Origin of the sequence: Hydrogenophaga sp., from assembly GCF_041633695.1 — a bacterium.
Lineage (GTDB): Bacteria > Pseudomonadota > Gammaproteobacteria > Burkholderiales > Burkholderiaceae_C > Hydrogenophaga.
On record NZ_JBFJMY010000048.1, the window covers coordinates 1 to 16,351 of the forward strand.

At 63.4% G+C, this 16,351-nt stretch carries 16 protein-coding genes and 1 pseudogene; 12 read left to right on the forward strand and 5 right to left on the reverse strand.

Going from position 1 to position 16,351, the window contains the following annotated elements; all coding sequences use genetic code 11:
• A pseudogene (locus ABYB95_RS04850) lies at window positions 1–583 on the reverse strand (hypothetical protein); the annotation flags it as partial.
• Between the two features lie 275 nt (window positions 584–858).
• Window positions 859–1,074 carry a hypothetical protein gene (locus ABYB95_RS04855; RefSeq protein WP_372657333.1) on the reverse strand — a complete coding sequence of 72 codons (216 nt, stop codon included), beginning with the start codon at window positions 1,072–1,074 and terminating at the stop codon, window positions 859–861.
• Window positions 1,075–1,132: 58 nt separating this feature from the next.
• Between ABYB95_RS04855 and ABYB95_RS04860 the strand changes: the two genes are divergently transcribed.
• The 9 genes from ABYB95_RS04860 (at window position 1,133) to ABYB95_RS04900 (ending at window position 9,711) form a co-directional block, all read left to right on the forward strand.
• On the forward strand, window positions 1,133–2,644 hold the full coding sequence (locus ABYB95_RS04860; protein ID WP_372657334.1) for an oligosaccharide flippase family protein: 1,512 nt from the start codon (window positions 1,133–1,135) through the stop codon (window positions 2,642–2,644).
• A gap of 20 nt (window positions 2,645–2,664) precedes the next feature.
• Window positions 2,665–3,702 (forward strand): hypothetical protein, encoded by a 1,038-nt coding sequence (locus tag ABYB95_RS04865; RefSeq protein ID WP_372657336.1) that lies wholly within the window; start codon window positions 2,665–2,667, stop codon window positions 3,700–3,702.
• Window position 3,703: 1 nt separating this feature from the next.
• On the forward strand, window positions 3,704–4,546 hold the full coding sequence (locus ABYB95_RS04870) for a hypothetical protein (RefSeq protein ID WP_372657337.1): 843 nt from the start codon (window positions 3,704–3,706) through the stop codon (window positions 4,544–4,546).
• 32 nt (window positions 4,547–4,578) lie between these two features.
• Window positions 4,579–5,895: a DUF4910 domain-containing protein gene (locus tag ABYB95_RS04875; protein ID WP_372657338.1), complete on the forward strand. Its 1,317-nt coding sequence runs from the start codon at window positions 4,579–4,581 to the stop codon at window positions 5,893–5,895.
• Between the two features lie 39 nt (window positions 5,896–5,934).
• The gene (locus ABYB95_RS04880; RefSeq protein ID WP_372657339.1) at window positions 5,935–6,849 is read left to right on the forward strand and encodes a glycosyltransferase family 2 protein; all 915 of its coding nucleotides are present in this window, start codon (window positions 5,935–5,937) and stop codon (window positions 6,847–6,849) included.
• 54 nt (window positions 6,850–6,903) lie between these two features.
• On the forward strand, window positions 6,904–7,554 hold the full coding sequence (locus ABYB95_RS04885) for a PIG-L deacetylase family protein (RefSeq protein ID WP_372657341.1): 651 nt from the start codon (window positions 6,904–6,906) through the stop codon (window positions 7,552–7,554).
• Window positions 7,547–8,701, forward strand: a complete 1,155-nt coding sequence (locus tag ABYB95_RS04890; protein ID WP_372657342.1) for a hypothetical protein — start codon at window positions 7,547–7,549, stop codon at window positions 8,699–8,701. Before ABYB95_RS04885 ends, ABYB95_RS04890 begins: the two co-directional genes overlap by 8 nt.
• 120 nt (window positions 8,702–8,821) lie before the next feature.
• The gene (locus ABYB95_RS04895) at window positions 8,822–9,526 is read left to right on the forward strand and encodes a phosphatidylserine decarboxylase (protein ID WP_372657343.1); all 705 of its coding nucleotides are present in this window, start codon (window positions 8,822–8,824) and stop codon (window positions 9,524–9,526) included.
• Complete coding sequence (locus tag ABYB95_RS04900; protein ID WP_372657344.1) at window positions 9,523–9,711, forward strand: hypothetical protein; 189 nt, start codon at window positions 9,523–9,525, stop codon at window positions 9,709–9,711. Before ABYB95_RS04895 ends, ABYB95_RS04900 begins: the two co-directional genes overlap by 4 nt.
• Window positions 9,712–10,127: 416 nt before the next feature.
• Here ABYB95_RS04900 and ABYB95_RS04905 read toward each other — a convergent pair whose 3' ends face one another.
• Together ABYB95_RS04905 and ABYB95_RS04910 are read right to left on the reverse strand one after the other, a co-directional pair.
• The gene (locus ABYB95_RS04905) at window positions 10,128–10,346 is read right to left on the reverse strand and encodes a helix-turn-helix domain-containing protein (protein WP_372657345.1); all 219 of its coding nucleotides are present in this window, start codon (window positions 10,344–10,346) and stop codon (window positions 10,128–10,130) included.
• Window positions 10,347–10,361: 15 nt separating this feature from the next.
• Window positions 10,362–10,925 carry a DUF2975 domain-containing protein gene (locus ABYB95_RS04910; protein ID WP_372657346.1) on the reverse strand — a complete coding sequence of 188 codons (564 nt, stop codon included), beginning with the start codon at window positions 10,923–10,925 and terminating at the stop codon, window positions 10,362–10,364.
• Between the two features lie 308 nt (window positions 10,926–11,233).
• Here ABYB95_RS04910 and ABYB95_RS04915 point away from each other — a divergent pair, with 308 nt between their 5' ends.
• Window positions 11,234–12,409, forward strand: coding sequence for a Gfo/Idh/MocA family protein (locus ABYB95_RS04915; protein WP_372657347.1), 1,176 nt, complete (start codon window positions 11,234–11,236; stop codon window positions 12,407–12,409).
• 42 nt (window positions 12,410–12,451) lie between these two features.
• Here ABYB95_RS04915 and apbC read toward each other — a convergent pair whose 3' ends face one another.
• Window positions 12,452–13,543: an iron-sulfur cluster carrier protein ApbC gene (gene apbC, locus ABYB95_RS04920; protein ID WP_372657348.1), complete on the reverse strand. Its 1,092-nt coding sequence runs from the start codon at window positions 13,541–13,543 to the stop codon at window positions 12,452–12,454.
• Between the two features lie 257 nt (window positions 13,544–13,800).
• Between apbC and metG the strand changes: the two genes are divergently transcribed.
• On the forward strand, window positions 13,801–15,876 hold the full coding sequence (metG, locus tag ABYB95_RS04925; RefSeq protein WP_372657349.1) for a methionine--tRNA ligase: 2,076 nt from the start codon (window positions 13,801–13,803) through the stop codon (window positions 15,874–15,876).
• Window positions 15,877–15,891: 15 nt separating this feature from the next.
• Window positions 15,892–16,351, forward strand: a 460-nt coding sequence (locus ABYB95_RS04930) for a YoaK family protein (RefSeq protein WP_372657350.1), incomplete at its 3' end; no start/stop codon positions are given.

Sequence of the window (16,351 nt, forward strand, 5' to 3'; positions counted from 1 at the left end):
GCCGGGCGGCTTCCAGTATTTTGGGGTTGCCGCTTTGGCTGTAGGCGCTGCACCATCCATCCAAGACCATGCCGGTGTTGAAGGCCGCTGCAGTCTGGTTCTGCGGATCGCAAACCGGCCCACCTTGCACCGCCCCACTGGGCATTTGAACCGCCACCTCCCACTCGGCCATGCGCTGGGCGGCGGCCACCAGTTCCGGGTTCGGATAGCGCTCGGCGTAGGCCAGCAGCGAAGTGATGATGTAGCCGGTGGTTTCCGGGTATGACGGCCGCCAGCTGTCCCCGTCCGCACTGCACGGGAAGTAGCCCAGGGCGACCCCATCGTCGGACGTGGCCGACTGCGCCCGCAACAACCAGCGCACAGCGTGGTCGGCACGCTCCCGCGATTCGGCCACCACGGGCGATACACGGTCACCCATATAGCTCAGGTGGTTTCGAACCACCTCGCGGCGAAACGCCTGGTTTTTTTCTTCAAACAGCGCTTTGACTTCTGCGGCGAATCCGGCGAACTGCCAATAGGTTTGGCGCAAACCTTGCCCGAAACAGGCGGCTCGAAGAATTCGAAAAATGGCGACAGGCTTCAACACAGCTCCTTGAGATTCAATTCCAAGCACAACCCACGACCGTACGCGAGACGCGAACAACGAGGCGCCGTCACACAAGATGGGGCATGCGACGACCTGCGGTTCTGGGCAGATCCGGGCCTTGGGCCTCGCGCATCCTGCCTCGCCACGGGCCCGCTACGGGATACGCACGGGCAGTGTGCCACGACCCTGCGACACAAGCTCCAGGCGGGCGCCAGCCGAGGACAAGCGCACACATACGCCTTACAGCGACTGGTTGGAAATTGTTGCACATGCTATAACTGCAGCGTCGTTTTGAGCTGGTCGAGTAAGGAAAAATCATCCATTCCCGACGCGTTGTGATGCAGGCAATGGGATGGATGGAGGTGGTTTGCAATTTCGGCGCCAGCCACAACCCGACCCACCGTCGCTGCGCTCATTGCAGCGGCCGCCAGCTTGAGCACGCGCTGTCCCAAACATTTTTGGGCGCCGTTTTTGCCGTTTTCGGTCATCGTGCAGAGGTATCATCACGGGTGCATCGCCAGCCACAAACAACTATGAATCTCTCCCATGACCGATAGCACCCAAGTCAAGATGGCCAAAGGTGCCGTCTGGATGATCCTCTTCAAGCTGGTGGAGCGTGGTCTGGGGCTGATCAGTACCTTGATCCTGGCACGGCTGCTGGCGCCCGGGGATTTTGGTGTGGTGGCCATGGCCATGTCTTTCATCGCCATGGCCGAACTCATGAGCGCCTTCAGCTTCGACACCGCCATCATCCACAACCAGGACGCCACCGAAGAGCACTACAACAGCGCCTGGACCTGCAGTTTTCTGCTGGGGCTGATCATCACCTTGATGATGGTCGCGGTCGCGCTGCCCATCTCCAACTTCTATCACAAGCCCGAATTGATGTGGGTGGTGATCGCCCTGGCCTTCGGGCCGCTGTTCACCGGCGCGCAAAACATCGGCGTGGTCGCGTTCCAGAAAGAGCTCGACTTTCGCCGCGAGTTCCGGTTTCAGGTGAGCCGCAAGTTCATCAGCTTCATCATCGTGGTGCCGCTGGCGTTCTACCTTAAAAGTTATTGGGCACTGGTCATTGGCATTCTGGTGTCCAAGGCAGCGGGCACCCTCATCAGCTATTTGATGCACCCCTACCGCCCGCGCTTCAGCCTGTCCAAAGCGCGCGAGCTGCTGGTGTTTTCCCGCTGGCTGCTGGTGAACAATTTCGCGGGCTTCTTCAAAGAGCGTTCCGCCGATTTTTTCGTGGGCCGCATTTCGGGCGCCGCTTCGCTGGGCACCTACAACATCGCCTACGAGCTGGCCAATCTGCCCACCACGGAAATCGGCGCCCCCATCAACCGCGCCTTGTTGCCGGGCTTTGCCAAGATGCGCGAGCACTCGGAAATTGCCAGCGCCTATGGCAATGCCGTGGGTTTGCTGGCCTTGCTGGCTTTGCCCACAGCCGCCTGCATGAACGCCCTGGCCCCGTTTTTGATCCCGGTCATGCTGGGCCAGAAGTGGCTGGGCGTGATACCGCTGATGCAACTGCTGGCCTTCAACGGCGCCCTGCTGCTGTTCCATTCGTCCATCTGCGCCGTGCTCATCGGCCGCGGCTTTCCGGCGCGCGTGATGTACACCAATGTGGCGTACACGGTGATCTTGTTGGCGCTGCTGTCGCTGGTGTTTCTGGGCATGCGCGATCTGGGCGTGGTGGGTGCGGCCTATGCGGCGCTGTTCACGTCCGTGGTCTCGACCCCGCTGTACCTCTACCAGTTGCGCAAGTGCCTGGGCCTGGCCCCCAGCTTGTTCGTCAAGGCCATCGCAAGGCCTCTGATCGCCTCGGCCTGTGTGATGCTGGTGGTGCACGCGGTGCTGCCCGACTACGATGCCAGCCTGGGTTTCCTGACCACCTTTGCCTGGCTGGTGGCGGGTGGCCTGCTGGCGGTTGCCACCTACCTGGTGTTGATTGGCTTGATGTGGCACGGGCGGGGCCGCCCCGCAGGCGCCGAACAAGTGGTGTTGGAACGGGTGCGGGGCTTGCTTGCCAAACGCTTTGGGCCCACCGCCCCTGAAGCCCCATAAGAACGATTGGATATCTGCTCATGAACGACAAAAAATTCGCTTGGCCCAGAAGCCTGGGGCTGCGCGCAGGTGACTGGGTGGTGGTGCGCTCCGCCGCTGAAATTCTGGCCACCCTGGATGAGAACGCCCGCTTCGACAAACTGCCCTTTCAGCCCGAAATGCTGGCCTTCTGCGGGCAACGTTTGCGCGTGGCCAAGTCCGCACACAAAACCTGCGACAACATCGAAAAGACCGGTGGGCGCCGCATGTTGGACGCGGTGCATCTGGAAAAGGCGCGCTGCGACGGCGGCGGCCACGGTGGCTGCATGGCGGACTGCGTGTTCTTCTGGAAAGAGGCCTGGCTCCGGCCCGAAAGCGACACCGCTCCCGCGGAGGTGCCCGCTACCCCTTTGACCGCTGCGGACGTGCAACTGCACGCCAAAGCCCCGAACCAGGGCGACGCGGCCGACCCGGTCTATGTCTGCCAGACCACGGCGCTGTTCGAAGCCACCACCTTGTTGCCTTGGTGGGATCTGCGGCAATACGTGCGCGACGTGAGCAGCGGCAACCACAGCGCCTGGCACATGTGCAAGCTGCTGGTGTTTGCGGCCTACCGCCAACTGGTTGGTCTGGGTTATGGCTACCGCATCCTGGTCGGCGCATTCAACCGCTGGCAACAACTGCGCGGTGGCAAACCGTTCCCCTTGGGCAGTGGTGTGATTCCGGATGGCAAAGCCACGCCGTCTGAAACGCTGGACCTGCAAGTGGGCGAGTGGGTGGAGATCAAACCGTCCGCCGACATTCTGCAGACCATCACCAAAAACGGTTTCAACCGGGGCATGCGCTACGACATGGAGATGGCCAAGTACTCGGGCGAGCGGCACCGGGTGGAGATGCGGGTGGACCGTCTGATCAACGAGCAGACCGGCAAGATGATGGAGATGAAAAACGCCTGCATCCAGCTGGAGAACGTGTATTGCCGCGCCGAATGCACGGAGCGGCGCCTGGGCTGCCCGCGCGCGTCCAACACCTACTGGCGCGAAATCTGGTTGCGGCGGGTGGATGGTCCGAGCAGCTGACATGCCCGACTGGAAGCGGCGCGCGTTTTTGACGACATCGGCCTCCTTGGCCGGTGCCGCCCTCACCGGCTGCGGCCAGGCGTCGGCAAACATCGGCGCACCCACGGTGGGCCTGGACTTTCCCGGCTCGGCAGCGGTGCGGAAAACCATGCGCTTTCGCTTCCTGGAGCCGCTGGCGATCTACCCCGCCACCTATCTTTGGCGCGCCTATCCACGGCAGCAGAACGGCTATTACACGGCCTTTTTCTGGGGCAACGACGACGGACAAGACGATCTGCGCACCTTCGACTGGACGCCCGGAAAATCCGCCGACAGTTACTACGGTGCACACCCCTATCCGCAACCACCGCCCCACGGCAGCGAGCACCGGTGGGAAATTTCGGTGCTGCAAAGAGACTTGCTGGGCGAAAAGGTGAGCTACGACCGCTGGCACACGCAAGCCATGCGGGTCTGGGCTTCGCGCCTGGGCAAGCACCACGAGTTTTACTGGGACCTGCCGCATACCGACGACGCACACCGCGTGAGCTTCACCACGCCGGCGACCTGGGGCAACAACATGCCCCCGGTGCCCGCGCTGACCTGGGGCGACGCCCCTTGGGCACCCGGCAACGAAGTCTGGAACGGCATCCTGAGCGGCATTCAAATCTATTCGGCCTGTTTGTCGGTGCAAGACGTGCTGGCCGAGCTGGCCGAGCCCGGCTCGACCAACACCGGTCGCCGCAGCCTGTGGTACCAGAACCTGCGCCCCCGGCCCGACGACATTTCAGACCACTCCGGGCGCGGCCACCATCCACATTGGGTCGGCCCGGAACGACCGGGTTTGTGGACCCGATCCGGCAACTGACCCCCGACGAACAACACAGGAAAAAAACGCTTATGCACCCCTTGCAAGCATGCGTGGAAAAACTGGGCGAAGACCGCAGCGGCGACCAGATGTACCAGCTGATCGAGCGGCTGTTTCCGATTTGCCGCAGCATCACGGGCAACGGTTTGCGGCAAAGCCTGGACATCGTCGGCGAACACCTGCCGCTGCTGCGCAGCGAAGTGGCCACCGGAACGCCCGTGTTCGACTGGACCATTCCCAAGGAATGGAACATCCGCGACGCCTGGATCAAAGACCCGAGTGGTCAGAAGATCGTCGACTTCCAGCAAAGCAACCTGCACGTGGTCAGCTACAGCGTGCCCGTGCATGGCCGGTTTTCACTGGCCGAGCTCAAGACCCGGCTGCACAGCGACCCGGCACACCCCGAGTGGATTCCCTACCGCACCAGTTATTACCAGGAGACCTGGGGCTTTTGCCTGCCCCACCAGCAACTGCAATCGCTGCCCGAGGGCGAGTACGAGGTCTGCATCGACTCGGAACTGACCGCCGGCAGCCTGAGTTATGCCGAATGTTTGATTCCGGGCGCGAGTCAGGACGAGGTGCTGCTGTTCGCGCACATCTGCCACCCTTCGCTGTGCAACGACAACCTCTCCGGCGTGGCCCTGTTGGTCGAGTTGGGCAAATACCTGCGCCAATGCCAGCTCAAGTGGAGTTACCGCCTGGTGTTCGCGCCGGCCACCATCGGCTCCATCACCTGGCTGAGCCGCAACGAAAAACTGCTGCCACAGATACGGGGCGGCCTGATCGTTTCCGTGGCCGGCGATGCGGGCCCGGTCACCTACAAACGCTCGCGGCGCGGTAATGCCCAGATCGACCGGGCCAGTGCCTGCATGCTGGCCGAACGCGGCCAGCAAGAACGCGTGCTGGATTTTTCACCCTGGGGTTACGACGAGCGCCAGTTCTGTTCGCCTGGCATCAACCTGCCCATGGGTCGCTTCACCCGCTCCCCCAATGGGGCATATCCCGAGTACCACAGCTCGGCCGACAACCTCGGCCTGGTACGCCCCGAGCACCTGCAGGACTCGCTGCACACCGTGCTGGACATCCTCCACGTCATGGAGTCGGACACGCGCTACCAGAACCTGTTTCCGAAAGGCGAACCCCAGTTGGGACGCCGTGGCCTCTACCAGATGATGGGCGGCTTTACCAACATCGGCGAACTGCAACACGCCTTGCTCTGGGTGTTGAACTACTCCGACGGCGAGCACAGCCTGCTCGACATCGCGGAAAAATCCCATATGCCGTATCGCTTGCTGCAGCAGGCTGCGGGCCTGTCCGCCGACGCCCAGTTGCTCGCTCCGCTGCCTTGAGGCACTGTGCCTCCACCGAAGCTTGAAAAGAAGAACACCATGAAAACCGCGCCACGGGTCAGTATCGGCATGCCCATCTACAACGGCGAAGAGACCATCGCCGCGTCGATCGAAAGCCTGTTGGCGCAAAGCTTGGGCGATTTTGAACTCATCGTGTCGGACAACGCGTCCACCGACCAGAGCGTGGCCATCGTGCAGCGTTACCAGCAACAAGACAGCCGCATCCGCCTGATCCGGCAGGCCCACAACGTGGGCGCCAACGGCAACTTCAGTGCCGTGGTCGACGCCGCCACCGGCGAATACTTCAAGTGGACCACGTGCAGCGATCTGTGCTCGCCCAACTTCCTGCAAGCCTGCGTGGACGTGCTGGACCAACGGCCCGACGTGGTGCTGGCCGCACCGCAAACCCTGTTGTTTGAAGCCGATCCCGATGTGCACAAGGTCTACGACGGCGACATCGAAGTGCAGGACAGCAGCCCGGCGCGGCGCTTCGTGCAGCTGATCCAGCGTCTCCAGCTCAACAACGCCATGAACGGTGTCATCCGTACCCAGGCGCTGCGCTACAAGCGGCCCATCATCGACCACTTTCTGAAAGCCGACATCGTCATGGTCAGTTGCCTGGCGCTGCAGGGCGGCTTTGCGCTGGTGCCCCAGGCGCTCTTTCTGCGCCGCATGGACCCCAAAACCGCCACCAGCCTGATGTCGCCCGAAGACGACATCAAGCACCACTATCCGGTGATGTCGTGGAAAGCCTTGTTCCCGACCTGGCGCCTCTTTTGGGGCTGGCGCCAGGCGGTCTGGCAAACGCCCGTGCCGAACCAGGACAAAACCGAGGCCTGCCGGTATCTGCGCAAAATGTGCGTCTGGGAATGGAAAGAATTCGTCCGCGACCTCGTTTCGGGCCTGGCCTACTTTCTCAAGCTGCGCTGGCTCAACACCGGTCGCCGCGCCTGAAGGGTTGGTCCCGCCCGCTCCCGAACACCCCTCTACCCGAATCCGTCTCTACGCATGACACCTCTACGATTCCCCGCCGGTGCGCCCCCCAAGGTGCTGTGCATAGGCGCGCACAGCGACGACATTGAAATCGGCTGCGCCGGCACCTTGTTGTCCTGGGCCAAGCAGTATCCCGGACTGCAGGTCTGCTGGGTGGTGTTGAGCGCCGAAGGCGAGCGCGAGCGCGAGGCACGCAAAAGCGCAAAAGCGCTGCTGGGCCCGTCGCTGCAAGCCGTCGAGCTGGCCCAATTCACCGATGGCCTGATGCCGACCCAGTACAGCGCCGTCAAAAGCTTTCTGACCGGTGTGCGCGACCGTTTCACCCCACACGTGGTGCTCACCCACCGCCTCGAAGACCGGCACCAGGACCATCGCTTGATGGCTGAACTGACTTGGCAAATCTGGCGCGACCAATTGATTCTGGAGTACGAAATTCCCAAGTTCGAAGGCGATCTGGGCCAGCCCAATGTGTTCGTCCCACTGAGCAAAGCACACGCCCAGCGCAAGGTGCGCCACCTCATGAAGCACTTTGGCACGCAACGCTCCAAGTCCTGGTTCAGCGAACCGGTGTTCGAGGGCCTGATGCAGCTGCGGGGCATCGAGTGCCGCGCGCCCTCGGGCTTTGCCGAGGCCTTTCATGCGCGCAAGGTGGTGCTCGGTGGCTAAGCTCGACGCCGTGGTGCTGGGCAGTGGCACCAATGCATTGGGCGTGGTGCGCGCACTGTCCACACACGGTGTGCGCTGCGCGGTGGTCTCGCACGACGCACAAGGCCCGGCCAAATACTCCCGCCACACCGCGCGCCACCTGACCATCACCGAGCCCTTCGATCCGGCTGCCATCACCCGGGCGCTGGGTCTGCAGCCGCGCCAGGCCGCTCTGTTCCTGACCGAAGAATTCGATGTCTTCGACACTGCGGCCCAGCCCGCCGCCTGGCAAGCCCAGTTCCGGACCTATTTCTACCGCCCCGATCTGGCGCTGAAGCTGCTGAGCAAAAGCGCCTGCGACGCGCTCGCGGCCGAACACGGCGCCCCCGTGCCCCAGACCGTGACGGTGCAGACCGCCGCCGATCTGGCCGTCCTCGATGGATTGAAGATGCCTTGCGTGCTCAAGCCCGCCGAGCGCAACGAGGCCTACTCGCGGCAATTCAAGAAAGCCTACCGGGTCGAGGACGCGCAGACCTTGCGCCAGTTGCTGGAGCAGATGTTGCCGCTGAACATTCCGCTCATCGTGCAGGAATGGATAGAGGGCGAAGACACCGATATCTATTTCAACCTGCTGTACGTCAATGGCGCGGGCGATCTGATCCGCAGCTTCGTGGGTCGAAAAACCTTGTGCTGGCCACCGGCCGTGGGCGGCACCGCCGCGTGCATGGCCGCGCCAGAACACCACGAGGCGCTGACCCAGATCAGCGGGGCCTTCCTGCGCAACATGGACTTTCGCGGGCTGATCGGCATCGAATACAAGCGCGACACCCGCGATGGCCGCTTCTACATGATCGAGCCCACCGTCTACCGCACCGACTACCAGCACGAAGTGGCGGCGCTCAACGGATCGGACTGGCTCTACGCCGCCTACCTGGACATGCAGGAGCAAGCGGCGCCCCCTGCGACGCCCTACCTGAACCGCCACGCCTGGGTGGACTTTCCGGCGTCACGCTACTCCATGCAATCCGCTCCCCCACGCACCGATGTCGCCGCCGCCTGTACCCGCAACGACGCCCACTTTCGCCTGGCCGATCCCCTGCCCGGTCTGTTGCACTACGGGCGCTTCATCGGCGCCAGCCTGGCCAGCCGCCTCGGACGAAACAAATAAGATAGCCGCAACCCCAACGCCCTTGCCCATACGCCACGCACATCCACCGAGTCCAGCACCCATGTCCCACCACCACACCCCTGTTCGCCTCACGGGCACCCCGCCCCAGGAGTTCCTCGCATGACGCTGTTGCTGCAACTCATCCTGCTCGGCATTTGCCTGGCGCTGGTGCTCGACTACGCGCTGCGCTTTCCCTTTCCATCCCGTGTGGTGGCGCCCTTTCTGCCCCCCATGAAACGCTGGCCGGTACACCAGCTCTGGAAATGGGTCGAAGAAGGTTCACCCAGCCCCGGTTTTCTGCGTTTTTTCATGCGCGACCCCGACCGGAAAATCCCCGCCGGTGACTGCTGGATCGCGCCGGTGGACGGCACCGTGCTGGCCAAGCTGAACCGGGGCGGACGCAACTTCCTGGTCATTTCGCTCAACGTGTGGGACGTGCACGTGGGCCGCATGCCATTTGCCGCCACCGTGACCGGCTACATGGAGCACGGCGACATCATCGACACCGATCGCGAAGATCCCTTGCGCGACGAGCCGTACTATTTCTTGCGCGACAAACGCTCGCCCAAACAGCGCTACATGGAAGCCGACACCGTCTACGGACTCGCCCGCATCCGCTTCATCACCAGCTACCTGTCGCGCCGCATCGAATTCTTCCACCCGGTGGGTGCGGAACTGGAAAAAGGCGAACGCATGGGCCGCATGTTGTTCGGCAGCACCTGCGTGGTCGAAGTGGACGAACGCTACAGCTTTGAAGTCGCCGAGGGCCAGCGCACCGTGGCCGGCGAAACCGTCATCCTCCAGAACCCGGTCCACGCATCATGATGAGTCTTGTCTTCAACGATGGCCATTTCGCCTGGGCCTTTGTGTCCGTGGTGGTCTACCTCACGGCGCTGCTCCTGCTTTGCGACTACGTGTGGCGCAGCAGCCGCCTGGGCGGCAAGACCGTGTTTTTGAGCACCGCGGTGCTGGGATTGTTCGGCAGTGCGCTGATTTTGCTGCTGGCTTAGCGGGGTTTTCCAGGCGAATCCACTACTCGCCACTCTCGCACTCGCCTCGTGCGGGCTTCAGCGAGTCCTTTGGGCAAGTGGTGGCCGGCTTCACGGCGGGCAGCAGCTACGTGCTGTCCTGGGAACACGCCAACTTCATCGAAGCCTTGCTGGGCTGCGCTGTCGTGGGCAGTGCCTGGCTGACAGAAAGCATCAACTTCGTCGCCACCGCCGCCAGCCACCGCATCGACTTCCGCCTGGGTGCGACCACCCAGTCCTACCACGCCATCGACGGCATTGCCCTGTCGGAGAGCAACCAGGTGCCGGAACCAGGGGCCTGCTGGGTGTGGCAGCGGCTCGCAGCAAGTGTGCGAAGCAACGAAGCAGCGAAACGACCGTGCTGCGGCCACGCAAGCCCGCCGCTCAAACCGGCAGGTTCACTCCGGCAAGTGCTCGGCTTCGTAAACCAACAAATCGGACGGTTGGCATTGCAGGTACGCGCAGATTTTCTCCAGCGTATCGAAGCGCACCCCTTTGACCTTGCCCTGCTTGAGCAGGGACACATTGGCTTCTGTGATGCCAATGTGATCGGCCAGGTCCTTGGATTTGACCTTGCGCCGCGCCAGCATGAGATCGAGTTGAACAACGATGGGCATGGGTCAGGGTCCGGCTCAGACGAAATGTTCGTTTTCTTCGGCCAAGGCCTGCCCCTGGCCTATCACTGCGGCCATCAACCAGACCAGTCCGGCAAAAAAGCTGGTGAAAACATGTTGTGAGCTGATGCTCACCGACAACATGCGCATGCCCGGCGGGTTGTGCAGGGTCAGCAAGACCGAGATGGCGGCACCGCACAGGATGGCGGCGAGAGCAGCGGCCGCCACCCAACCCGCGAAGCGGCGCAAAAGCCCGGTGGCCTGTTCGGTGAACACCAGGCCTTGCGCAAACTGCTCAAAGCAGCGCTTGGCCTGCCACACTCCCACCAGCAACAAGCCCAGAGGAATGGCGCTGATGCTGCCGGCGATCCAACGTTGCCACGCTTGCAGTGGCTGCAAAAGCGTGCCGGGCGCCAAGTCGGCCCTGTGCGCCAGTTCGGCGGTGCTGGCCCCCGCCCAGTGCACGACCAAGGCCACGGGCAGCAGCAACACCAACAACCAACAGGCCAGCACCATCAGGTGGCTGATACGCCGTATGCGCCGCAGTGAATGGGAAACGGTATTGACGGGGTAAAGCGACATGGCAGAACCTTGTGGAAGAGGTGGATCAATTTCGCCAGAAATATAACATTGTTTTTTGATTATTTATATCTGTATTACAATAATTTTTAGCTGCAAAACAACCTATAAACAAGCAAAATGCCGCTTGTGCATCCACTTTGGTATGCCACGCCCACTATTTGCGGCCGCCGTCGGCGCAAGGGCGCAGGCGGCGAGAGACCTCGACCAAGTCAGATGGCGTGCACCCATGCGGTACGCTAGGAGCCCGTGTTTCGCGCATGGGCCCAGACCTTGCGCCAAATCGTTTATCCGCCACGAAACAATCGCCCATGACCACGCCACCCAACCACCCCAATCCCGTCATCGCATTGTTGGGCCGTCGCCTGCGCCTGGCCGTCATCGGCGGCGGTCCGGGCTCGTTCATCGGTGCCATGCACCGCCAGGCGGCGCGGCTGGACGACCGCTACGAACTGGTGGCAGCCTGCCTGTCGTCCGACCCGGTGAAAGCGGTGGCGGCGGGCGAGGCCATTGGTTTACCAGGTGAGCGCTGCTACCCCAGCGCCCAAGCCCTGATGGAGCAGGAAGCCGGCCGTGCCGATGGCGCCGAGGTGGTCGCCATCATGACGCCCAACGACAGCCACTTTCCCTACGCCATGCAGGCCCTGGGCCTGGGTTTCGACGTGATCTGCGACAAGCCCATGACCAACACCTTGGCCGAAGCCGGGTTGCTGCGACAGCGGGTGGCCGACACCGGCCTGGTGTTCTGCCTCACCCACAACTACAGCGGCTACCCCTTGGTGCGACAGGCCCGCGCCATGGTGGCCGAAGGGCTGCTGGGCGCGGTACGGCTGGTGCAGGTGGAATACGTGCAAGGTGGTCGTGCCAAGTCCGGACCAGGCCGCACCGCCTGGAAGAGCGACCCGGCGCGCGGCGGCGCTTCGCTGGTGCTGGGCGACATCGGCACCCACGCCCACCAATTGCTGCGCTACATCACCGGACAGGAGGTGGCGCAAGTGGCGGCCGAAGTGGGCGCGGTCGTGCCCGAGCGCGCCGCGCACGATTTTGCCGGCGCGCTGCTGCGTCTGGACAACGGCGCGCGCGGCAGCTTCTGGGTGACGCAGGCGGCAGCGGGCATGGAAAACGGTTTGCGCATCCGCGTGAGCGGCGCGCTCGGCAGCCTGGAATGGGCGCAGGAGCACCCGCAGTCATTGGTGTTCAAGCCGCTGGACGCACCGGCCCAACTGCGCACACCCAACGGCCCGGGCACCTTGCCGCTGGCGGCGCGCTCCAGCCGCATCGCGGCCGGCCACCCCGAAGGTTTTCACGAAGGTTTTGCCAACCTGTACACAGACGCCGCCGAAGCCATCGCCGCGCGCCGCGCCGGCCAGGCGCCCGACCCGCTGGCGCTGCACTTCCCGAACGCCACGGACGGCTGGATGGGCATGCGCTTCGTGGATGCCATGCTCCGCTCCAGCCAGGCGGACGGCGCCTGGACACCCGCCTGAGACGCCGACCTGGGGCTAGGTTCCCAGGGTCGGCCTGCGGACTCAGGTCTCCTTGGACACCTTGATGCTCGGGAACTTCGAGGAAAAGTCCTTGGAGCGGGCCGCGATCTTGATCGCCAGTTGGCGTGCCATGCCCTTGTAGATGCCGGCGATCTCGCCATCGGGATCGGCCACCACCGTGGGCATGCCGCTGTCGGCCTGCACCCGGATCGACATGTTCAAAGGCAAGGCGCCCAGGTAGTCCATGCCGTTTTCTGCGGCCATGTTCTTGCCGCCGTCGGCGCCAAAAATGTGCTCGGTGTGGCCGCAGTTGGGGCAGCAGTACACCGCCATGTTCTCCACGATGCCCAGAATCGGCACGCCCACTTTTTCGAACATCTTGATGCCCTTGCGGGCGTCGAGCAGGGCGATGTCTTGTGGCGTGGTCACGATCACCGCACCCGTCATGGGCACGCGCTGCGACAGCGTGAGCTGGATGTCGCCGGTGCCGGGCGGCATGTCGACGATCAGGTAGTCCAGGTCTTTCCAGTTGGTCTGGCGCAGCAGCTGCTCCAGCGCCTGCGTGGCCATGGGGCCGCGCCAGATCATGGCCTCGTCCTTGTCCACCAGGAAACCGATGGAGATCACCTGCACGCCGTAGTTTTCCATCGGCTCCATGGTCTGACCGTCCACGCTTTCAGGCCGGCCCTCCACGCCCATCATCATGGGCTGGCTGGGGCCATAAATGTCGGCATCCAGGATACCGACACGCGCGCCCTCGGCGGCCAGCGCCAGCGCCAGGTTGACGGCGGTGGTGCTCTTGCCCACGCCGCCCTTGCCCGAGGCCACGGCCACAATGTTTTTCACGTTCGGCAGCAGCTGCACGCCGCGCTGGACCGCGTGGGCCGTGATCTTGGTCACCACATTGACCGATACGTTTTCCACCCCCGGCACCGATTTGGCTGCGGCGATCAAGGCCTTGCGAAAGCCGGGTATCTGGCTCTTGGCCGGATACCCCAGCTCCACATCGAACGACACGTCGTCGCCAGAGACGCTGAGGTTGCGCAAAGCGCGGGTGGAAACGAAGTCTTTGCCCGTATTCGGGTCGATCACACTCTGGAGCGCTGCGGTCAGCGCTTGTTCAGTCACGGCCATGGGGTGGGTTCTCCTGTTGGCACATAGTCTAGCGCCAGGCACATGCCCTCGGCCAAGTCGGGGCGTTGTGGCATCCAACCGCCGAACTGGCGCAGGTTGCAGCGCGTCAAAGCCGGGCGCAGCTTGGGCTGGGACGACCTGCCAGCGGACTTGCCGCGCCGCTGCGGCACAGCGTGCCGCGCAGAGCCACGGGCCCGCGCCCTAAAATGGTGGGTTCTTCGCTGCCGCGCGCAGCCTTGCCCTGAAAGCCTTGCCCCATGCCCCGCCAACTGTTCGTCACCACCGCCCTGCCCTACGCCAACGGCCATTTCCACATCGGCCACATCATGGAGTACATCCAGGCCGACATCTGGGTGCGGTTCCAGCGCATGCAGGGCCACGAGGTGCATTTCGTCTGCGCCGACGACGCGCACGGCGCGCCCATCATGATCGCGGCCGAAAAGGCGGGCAAGACGCCGCAAGCCTTCGTGGCCGACATCGCCGCTGGTCGCAAACCCTATCTGGACGGTTTCCACATCGGTTTCGACAACTGGCACAGCACCGACGGCGCCGAAAACCACGAGCTGGCGCAAGACATTTACCGCTCGCTCAAGAGCGCGGGCCTCATCGAAACCCGGACCATCGAGCAGTTCTTCGACCCCGAAAAAGGCATGTTCCTGGCCGACCGTTACGTGCTGGGCACCTGCCCCAAGTGCGGCACCAAAGACCAGTACGGCGACAACTGCGAGAGCTGCGGCGCGGTCTATGCACCGACCGAGCTGATCAACCCCTACTCGGCGCTCTCGGGCGCCACGCCGGTGCTCAAGAGCTCCGACCACTTCTTCTTCAAGCTGTCCGATCCGCGCTGCCTGGCCTTTCTGGACCAATGGACACAAAGCGGTGCGGTGCAACCCGAGGTGCTCAACAAGATCAGCGAATGGATTGAGCCGGGCGAAGACGGCAAGCCCAAGATGGGCGACTGGGACATCAGCCGCGATGCGCCCTACTTCGGCATTGAAATCCCGGATGCACCGGGCAAATATTTTTATGTCTGGCTGGACGCACCGGTGGGCTACCTGGCCTCGCTGAAGAACTACTTTGGCAAGACCGGCCGCGATTACGACGCCTTCATGGCCGACCCCAGCACCGAGCAGTTCCACTTCATCGGCAAGGACATCATCACCTTCCACACCTTGTTCTGGCCGGCCATGCTGCATTTCAGCGGGCGCAAGGTGCCCAACGCCATCTTCGTGCACGGCTTTCTCACCATCAACAACGGCGAGAAGATGAGCAAGAGCCGGGGCACCGGCCTGGACCCGCTCAAATACCTCAAGCTCGACATGAACCCCGAGTGGCTGCGCTACTACATCGCCGCCAAGCTCTCTGCCAAGAACGAAGACATCGACTTCAACGCCGACGACTTCATGGCCCGCGTCAACAGCGACCTGATCGGCAAATACGTCAACATCGCCAGCCGGGCGGCGGGCTTCATCGCCAAACGTTTTGACGGCCAACTGGGCGCGGTGTCGGCCGACGGCGATGCCCTGCTCGACCACCTGCAGGTCGCCGCACCACAGATCGCGGAGCTCTACGCCGAACGCGAATACGGCAAAGCCTTGCGCGAAATCATGCTGCTGGCCGACCGGGTGAACGAGTATGTGGACCAGAACAAACCCTGGGTGCTGGCCAAACAAGAGGGCATGGAAGCCCGCCTGCACGACGTGTGCAGCTGCTGCATCGAGGCCTTCCGCCTGATCACGCTGTATCTGAAGCCGGTGCTGCCCGCGCTGGCGGCGAACGTCGAAGCCTTTCTCCAGGTCCAGCCGCTGCAGTTCGCCGACGCGGGGCAGCTGCTGGGTGCGGGTCACACCATCCAGGCTTACCAGCACCTGATGCAACGCGTCGATGTGAAACAGCTCGACGCCCTGTTTGAACCACCCGCACCCCAGGTGGCCGCGGCGCAGCCCGCCCAGCCCGGCGGCGAAGCCATCGCCGAGACCATCTCCATCGACGACTTTGCCAAAATCGATTTGCGGATCGCCAAAATCGTGGCCTGTGAAGCGGTGGAGGGCTCGACCAAGCTGCTGCGGCTGACCCTGGACGCCGGGGAAACCGACCCGCAGGGCCAGCCCGTCACGCGCAACGTCTTCAGCGGCATCGCCAGCGCCTACAAGCCCGAAGACCTGGTGGGCCAGCTCACCGTGGTGGTGGCCAACCTCGCGCCGCGCAAGATGAAGTTTGGCCTGAGCGAAGGCATGGTGCTGGCCGCCGGCCATGCCGACGCCAAAGCCCAACCCGGCATTTACATCCTGAACCCCGGGCTCGGTGCCCAGCCCGGCCTGCGGGTGCGCTGACCAGCGCCAGCGCCCGTGTTCGCCCCCATCCGTGGTTTCACCAGCCTGCAGCGCACGCCGCAGGCCGATCTGAAGCTGGGCACCGTGCTGGCCTTCGTGGCCGGTGCTGCAAACGCAGGCGGGTTTCTGGCGGTGGGCAGCTACACCTCGCACATGACGGGTATTTTTTCCTCGGTGGCCGACCACCTGGTGCTGGGCCAGCTCGCACTGGCCGCTGCAGGCCTGGGCTCGCTGCTGGCTTTTTTGCTCGGTGCCATGACCACCGCCTGGCTGGTGAACTGGGGCCTGCGCCAGCAACTGCGCAGCGCCTACGCCTTGCCTTTGTTGCTGGAAGCGGCCCTGTTGCTGGTCTTTGGCCTGTTCGGCGCCGCCATCGCCCTCATGACCACGGTCTTTCTGCCGCTCACCGTGGTGCTGCTGTGTTTCATCATGGGTCTGCAAAACGCGGTCATCACCAAAATTTCGCGCGCGGTCA